This is a genomic window from Pseudoalteromonas sp. Isolate6 (assembly GCF_022398435.1).
GTDB classification, from domain to species: Bacteria; Pseudomonadota; Gammaproteobacteria; order Enterobacterales; family Alteromonadaceae; genus Pseudoalteromonas; species Pseudoalteromonas galatheae.
Genome location: NZ_JAKEVK010000211.1, coordinates 1 through 7,712, shown reverse-complemented (window position 1 = coordinate 7,712; position 7,712 = coordinate 1). Strand labels below are relative to the sequence as shown.

4 protein-coding genes are annotated in these 7,712 nt (G+C 43.9%); all 4 read left to right on the top strand.

Annotation, left to right across the window (positions count from 1 at the left end):
• The first annotated feature begins 285 nt into the window (after nucleotides 1-285).
• The 4 genes from L1D50_RS19550 (at nucleotide 286) to L1D50_RS19535 (ending at nucleotide 7,650) form a co-directional block, all read left to right on the top strand.
• Nucleotides 286-2,469: a pre-peptidase C-terminal domain-containing protein gene (locus tag L1D50_RS19550; protein WP_128726669.1), complete on the top strand. Its 2,184-nt coding sequence runs from the start codon at nucleotides 286-288 to the stop codon at nucleotides 2,467-2,469.
• Nucleotides 2,470-2,607: 138 nt separating this feature from the next.
• Nucleotides 2,608-4,437 carry a M28 family metallopeptidase gene (locus L1D50_RS19545; protein ID WP_128726668.1) on the top strand — a complete coding sequence of 610 codons (1,830 nt, stop codon included), beginning with the start codon at nucleotides 2,608-2,610 and terminating at the stop codon, nucleotides 4,435-4,437.
• Nucleotides 4,438-4,577: 140 nt separating this feature from the next.
• Nucleotides 4,578-6,299 (top strand): cache domain-containing protein, encoded by a 1,722-nt coding sequence (locus L1D50_RS19540; RefSeq protein WP_128726667.1) that lies wholly within the window; start codon nucleotides 4,578-4,580, stop codon nucleotides 6,297-6,299.
• Nucleotides 6,292-7,650, top strand: a complete 1,359-nt coding sequence (locus L1D50_RS19535; RefSeq protein ID WP_128726666.1) for a sigma-54 dependent transcriptional regulator — start codon at nucleotides 6,292-6,294, stop codon at nucleotides 7,648-7,650. Before L1D50_RS19540 ends, L1D50_RS19535 begins: the two co-directional genes overlap by 8 nt.
• Nucleotides 7,651-7,712 lie beyond the last annotated feature (62 nt).

The window sequence follows — 7,712 nt, the reverse complement described above, 5'->3', positions numbered from 1 at the left end:
ATATATGTTTTGTTACTTAATTCAAGATATTAAGTTTGGGTCTGTTTTTTAAACAAATGCATGAAAGCATTGCATAAATATTTAAAGTAAATTAAATATTATTAAAATGTTAACTTTGGGGTTTATTTATTCGAATTGCTGCCTAGTCTAATAAGGCATGGCGAGTGCCAATGGGCCTGCCATGTCTTCTGCAGTTGAAGGAGAAAACAGTCATATTTCATCCAATGCTTCTTGTAAAGCGATGATGAAAAGGACAATAAAACAACAATACTAGGAGTGTAATTCGTGAAATTATCTACAGTAACTATGGCTACGGCATGTGCGATTGCGTTTACTTCGCTCAGTGCTCAGGCTGCGACAAAACAATATTTAAATCAGCAAGCTGACATTAATACTATGCTTAAATCGGCTTCTCAGACTGTGTTAAGTACACAGCCAGAGGTACTGATTGGCTTAGAAAGTGCGAGCCAGCTAAAAGAGCTTAAAAGCTTTAATAGTAAAAAAGGTGAAGTAACTAAGCGTTTCCAACAAATGTATCAAGGATTACCGGTGATCGGCGATTCGGTCATTTTAACCTTTGACGATGCCGGTACGCTTAAGAAGGCTCACGGCGCAGCAGTTTATAACATCGCGGCTGACATCGGTTCGGTAAAACCTAAGCTAAATGCCAAAATGGCATTGAGTCAGTTTGAAAAGCAATCACTTAGTGCAGGCAAAAAGCTTAAAAAGCATAATGAGAAATCTCGTCTTGCGATCTGGCTTGATAGTAATTCAACGGCGCGTTTAGTGTATGAAGTCACTTTTGTTACTTATGGTGATGAGCCTAAGCGCCCATATTTGATCATTGATGCAAATACAGGTGAAGTGTTAGAAAGTTTCAACAACTTGCAGCATGCCAATGCGACGGGTCCAGGCGGTAACCAAAAGACGGGTCGCTATCAGTATGGTACTGATTATGATCATTTAGACGTGGCGCAGTCAGGCAACACTTGTACCATGACTAATGCGAATGTTAAGACAATCAACCTAAATCACGGTAGCAGTGGTTCGACTGCACATAGCTTTACGTGCCCAGAAAATACAGTTAAAGAAATTAATGGTGCGTACTCACCGCTAAACGATGCCCATTATTTTGGCAATGTAGTATTTAACATGTACAACGATTGGCTAGGTACTGCACCATTGTCGTTCCAGCTTAAAATGCGTGTACACTATAGTAGCAATTATGAAAACGCGTTCTGGGATGGCAGCGCGATGACATTTGGTGATGGTGCAAATACATTCTATCCGTTGGTAAGTCTTGATGTATCTGCTCACGAAGTGAGTCACGGTTTCACAGAGCAAAACTCAGGCTTAGTATACCGTTATAAGTCAGGTGGCTTGAACGAAGCGTTTTCTGATATGGCTGGTGAAGCCGCTGAATTTTATATGAAAGGCAGCAATGATTGGTTAGTTGGTCAAGATATCTTTAAAGGTAGCGGGGCACTGCGTTATATGAATGACCCAACGCAAGACGGTCGCTCAATCGATCACCAATCTAATTATACGTCCAGCATGGATGTTCATCACACCTCAGGGGTGTTCAACAAAGCTTTTTACAACCTAGCAACTACGGCAGGTTGGGATACGAAAAAAGCCTTTATCGTAATGGCAAAAGCTAACCAAATGTATTGGACCGCGAATACTGACTGGGACTTAGCTGGTAACGGCGTAATGGACGCAGCATGTGACCTAGGATATGAGCCCGGTGATGTGCAAGCCGCGCTAGCTGCGGTTGGTGTTAACTCCAACTTAAGCTCTGGCAGTAGCTGTGATACAAATCCACCACCACCTCCCGGTGGCGACGAAGAGTTGACGAATGGTCAACCTCGTACTGGGATCAGTGGCGCGGCAAAAGAGCAAATGTTTTTTACCCTTGATGTGCCAGCTGATGCGACTAGCCTAAACTTCACCACTTCTGGTGGTAGCGGTGATGCTGACCTTTATGTGAAATTTGGTTCTCGTCCGACGCTAGACACCTATGATTGCAATAGCACAACGTCTACAAGCAACGAAAGCTGCGACATTAGCAACATTCAAGCTGGTAAGTACTACGTGATGGTTGAAGCGTGGAATCAGATTTCGGGTGTAACGTTGACTGGTACATATAGCTCAACGGGTGGAACTCAACCAATTGACCGCACTGAGTCAAATATCAGCGTGGCGTCTGGCGGTTGGACACGTTTCACGCAAGATCTAAATGCTAGCTACAACAACCTTGAAGTGAGTATTTCAGGTGGTTCAGGTGATGCGGATCTATACGTAAACTTTGGCTCTCAATCAACAACGTCGAGCTATCAGTGTCGCCCTTATAAAAACGGTAACAACGAGACTTGTACGATTGCAAACCCACAACAAGGTACTTGGTATATTGATTTACGTGGCTATAACGCAGCAAGCGGTGTAACACTGAATATCAAAGCGAACTAAGTAACAGCTTATAGGGAGCGCAAGCTCCCTTGTTGTTAGGGCCTAAATAAAGTCAGAAATTTATCTCATTTGAATAATCCTCTTATTTTGCTCAGTGCTTAAATCATGTTGTTATTCAAATGAGTTGAGGATACAACAATGAAATTAACTACATCTATGCTACTGAGCATTGCCTGTTTGAGTGGCTTTTCTGAAGCGTCTGAAGAGGTTTGGGTGACGATGGATGCGAAGTCTAGCCAGCATTTCCAAGTTCATAATTCTATTCGTGGTACTCACTTCGAGCAGCTTTCTTTACCAAACAGCGAAGTCAAAGCGTTAAAAGTACCCGCAAACTTACATGCACACCTGAGTGCATTTATGCACGACGAATATCACCGCTGCGGTGGTTTTGTCGCCCATGACTCCTTAGAGCAGGCGCAAAGCTATCTTGCACAGTTAGAAAGCGTAAATCCAAGTGCGACACTGGTTAATTACAGCATCGATAATCCTACACGGGTTAACAGCTTAATTTCAAAAGTCAGTACAGTGAGCTTAGACAGCAGTGTCAACTCGCTAACTAGTTTTTATAACCGCTATTATACCTCGCAAACAGGCATTGATGCCGCTGCATGGGTCAAGCAAACATGGAGTGATATTGCAGCAAGTCGCTCAGATATTAGTGTTGAATATTTTAGCCATTCTTGGGCTCAGCCCTCAGTGATTGTCACTATTCCAGGCAGCGAACTGAGTGATGAAATCGTTATTATCGGCGGGCATCTTGATTCAATTAACCAATCTAACTCAAATGGGCTTGCGCCGGGGGCGGATGATAATGCCTCAGGGATAGCTGTGCTGACCGAAGCGCTAAGCGCTATTGTTGAAGATGGGTATCAGCCTCAGCGGACAATCCAAATCATGGGTTTTGCGGCAGAAGAAGTTGGGCTTCGAGGTTCTAAAGCTATCGCGCAGTCGTACAGTTCTCAGGGAAAAAACGTAGTCGGTATGACACAGTTTGATATGACTGGACGCAATGGCAGTAGTGCGGATATTGTGATGATGACAGACTATACAAACAGCGCACAGAATCAGTTCTTAGGCCAATTAATTGAAACTTATTTGCCAAACCTAAGCTATGCCTATGACCAATGCGGCTATGGTTGCTCTGATCATGCATCTTGGTATCAGCAAGGGTTCCCAGCTTCAATGCCATTTGAATCAAGAATGTCTGAGATCAACAGAAAAATTCATACCACCAACGATACTGAATTTGATTCAACACATGCACAAAAATTTGCAAAACTCGCGCTGGCATTTGTTGCTGAGCTTGGTAAAAACGCGGGGGATACACCTCCGCCACCGCCAAACAATGAGCTTGAAAATGGTGTGGCTAAAACTGGCATTTCCGGTGCATCTAAAAGCCAACAGTTTTTCACCATGGAGGTTCCACAAGGTGCAACTAATTTAACTTTTACCACGTCAGGTGGTACTGGTGATGCCGATCTCTACGTTCGCTATGGCTCCAAACCTACTTTGGACACTCATGACTGCAAGAGCACTAACTCGTCTAGTAACGAGCAATGCAATATTTCCGCTGTGCAAACTGGTACGTATTATGTGATGGTTGAGGCATGGAATGCGATTTCGGGAGTTAGTTTGGTAGGGCAGTACGATACCTCGAGTGGCAATACGCCTATTGACGAAACCATTGGTAGTATTTCTGTTGCCAGCGGACAGTGGCAGTATTTTAGTCAAGCACTTGCCGCGGGATACCAAACCCTGACAATTACAACGTCGGGAGGCACGGGAGATGCGGATCTTTATGTTAATTTTGGCGCACAACCTAATACTAACACCTACCAATGTCGACCATACAAAAATGGCAATAATGAGGTATGTACGATCTCCAATCCTCAGGCTGGTACTTGGTATATCGGTCTACAAGGCTATCAAGCCGCAAGCAATGTAACGCTAAATATTAGCGCGAATTAAAACACGTTTAAAATCAAGATCGGAGATAAAACCTTGTTTATCTTCGGTCTTGGTGCTTAGTGATACATTGATTTAGAGAGATTTGATTTAATTGATATTCTGCTTCTGGTAGACTCGATGAGTTATATTAGGAGTTGCGTGTGCCACATAAGTTCTCAGTTAAGATATTAATTCATCTCTTATTATTATTTTGCGGATTGTGGGCAAGCTACTTGTTCAATGTGGCACAGGACGAAGAAAGTGTCCTTGTACAAACTAAAACTAACCTAGAAAAGCTCAATAGCTATATTCAGGCTGAGTTTACTCGCTATCAAGCCATCCAAACTCAATTGAGTCTAAGTACGTTGGTGCAATCAGGCTTACAGCAAGCAAGTACGAAAGACACCAATGAACTGGACAGGTACCTTCAGGACATCCAAATATCCAGTGGTGCGTCAGACGTTTACCTGTTAGACCTCAGTGGAACTGTGATTGCGAGCAGCAACTGGTATTTGCCGCATAGCTACAAAGGCAGTAATTTTGCCTTTCGCCCCTATTTTTACGAAACAATCGAGGGCAACGAGCATGTTTCTTTCGCGCTCGGTTTACGTTCCAAAACCCGCGGGTTTTATTTTGCTAAGTCTGTCTACAAAGACGGAACACTTGTGGGCGTTGTGGTGATGAAGGTTAACGCCAGTAAATTTGAGTCTGATAAAGCCCAGCTTGATACAGGAACTGATAGTCATTTCTTAATCGTGGACGGCAATAATATTGTGCTGGCATCTGATGTTGAGCAGTGGCGGTTAGCCTCGTTAGGGGAATTGTCCCCTACAAAGCGCAAAGAAATTGAATCCTCAAGGCAGTTTGAAAATGAATCTCTGTTTCCGATTGATTGGCGCGTACTTTCACCAACCAGAGTTAAAACTTCATCTCATGGCAGCGACGCGCTGATGCAAAAGAGGCCGCTTAACAAGCAATATACACTTTATTTGCTGCATGATACTGCGCCCATCAAAGCAGCGCAATGGCCGCGGCTTGGGGTAACCGCACTGATATTAATCATACTCTTCGTTGTTGTTGAGTACACTTTGAGTAAACTGACAGGATACAGGCAGCTGCTTTTCAGCCAACGCAGTCTAGAGGCTGAGGTTGCCAGCCGCAAGCAAGCGCTCGAGCAGGCCCAAGATGCACTTATTCGTGCTGCTAAGTTGGCGACTATAGGGCAGCTCAGCGCCAGTATTAACCATGAAATCAATCAACCACTTAGTGCCATGAGTGCATATGTTGCCAGCGCTAAACGGTTGGCTCAAAAGGGAGATGTGAGCAAAGTAGTCGAAAACATGGTACTGATCCAATCTTTAATCACTCGGGTGCATAAAATCGTGGCGCAGCTAAAGTCTTTTAGCCAGCATCATGATAATAAAATGCTGGTGGCCAACCTTAAACACTCAGTAGATAACGCCTTGGTTATAGTTGGACCTGAACTCAAACGCTACGGTGTAGCAATCCAAAGTGAGGGGCTTGCGTGCAATATCTGGGTTGACCCATTTAAGTTTGAGCAAGTTTTGGTGAATATTTTGAGTAACGCGTGCCAAGCCATTGTTGAGCAAGATAACAAGTGTATTTATATTCGCGCCGTGGAGCATGAAGGCAAGATCCAGTTGTCTATTATTGACTCAGGCGAAGGGATTAAGCAACATGCATTATCCAACATATTTGAACCGTTCTACACCACTAAATCAGGTAATGGCTTGGGCTTAGGGCTATCCATTTCAAAGCAGATCATTGAATCATTTCATGGCAAACTCAGTGCCCATAATCATCCTCAAGGTGGTGCCGAGTTTTTAATTAGTTTACACACAAAGAATCCGCAAAATGACTGAAGAGAAAACACTGTTAATCATCGATGATGAACAAAGTATACGAGATGCACTAAAGCAACTATTCGAAATAGAAGGGTACTCAGTGCAATGTTTTTCCAGTGCGGCGCCTGCACTAAAAAAGCTAACTCGTCAGTTTCAAGGTGTTGTGCTTTGTGACATCAACATGCCCGAGATCAATGGTATTCAATTTTTAGAGCAGGTAATGCAGTTTGATTCTGAGTTACCTGTGGTATTTCTAACCGGCTTTGCGGATGTTGAAGTGGCGGTAAAAGCCATTCAAAAAGGGGCTTACGATTTTTTTGAAAAGCCTGTGTCAGAGCCGCTACTTGATTGCATAGAAAGGGCGCTTGATAAACGCCGGTTGGTGATGGAAAACCGACAACTCAAAGCGCAGGTCAAGAAAAAGTCTGCGCCGGGCGTGCGGATCTTAGGTGAGACAAAACAAATGCAGCAAATGCTACATTTGCTTGATGCCGTAATTGATACCCCAGCTGACGTACTGATTGAAGGTGAGACCGGTACTGGAAAGGAGTTGGTGGCGCGATACTTACATGACCATAGCGAGCGCTCAAATCATAACTTCGTTGCCATCAATTGCGGTGCCATACCAGAAGAACTGATTGAAAGTGAATTATTTGGTGCCAAAAGTGGTGCATTTACAGGGGCTAAAGAGTCTCGCGAGGGGAAGTTTTCTTTTGCCCAAGGCGGCACGGTTTTTTTGGATGAAATCGAAGCCATGTCTGCGGCTTTACAAGTGAAGCTGCTGCGCGTTTTAGAAGAGAGAAGCGTTACGCCTGTTGGCAGCAACACCGCGATAGCACTGGACATCAGGGTGGTTGCAGCGACAAAAGTGGATTTACAAACTTTAGTCGCGCAAGGTAAATTCCGCTCGGATTTATTTTATCGTCTTAACCTCGTCAAAGTAATGATCCCATCACTTCGTTCCAGAAAAGCTGATATTCCGCTGCTATATAAACACTTTAGCTCCATTGCCGCCACTCGCTTTCATAAACCTATGCAGCCTGTTAGCCCTGAATTAGAGGCGCAGCTACTGGCACAAGATTGGCCTGGAAACGTGCGAGAGCTGAGAAACCACGCCGAGCGCCATATTTTACTCGGTGGTGCGATGACTGCGAATAACAACATACAGAGCAATTTGTCTGATGAAACGTTGAGTTTGGCTGAGAAGGTGAGCTACTACGAGCAATCGTTAATTGAAGAAGCATTGGCGCAAAGCCAAGGCAGTATTAAAGATGCGATGAATTTGCTAAAAGTACCGAGAAAAACCTTGTACGATAAGATGAGCAAGTATGGATTAAATCGCACTATGTTCACCAATGATGATGGGTGAGTTTAGTGACACTATATAGATTTAAGTGTGTGGAAAGCCGCACAATTTAGCTGGTGTTAATC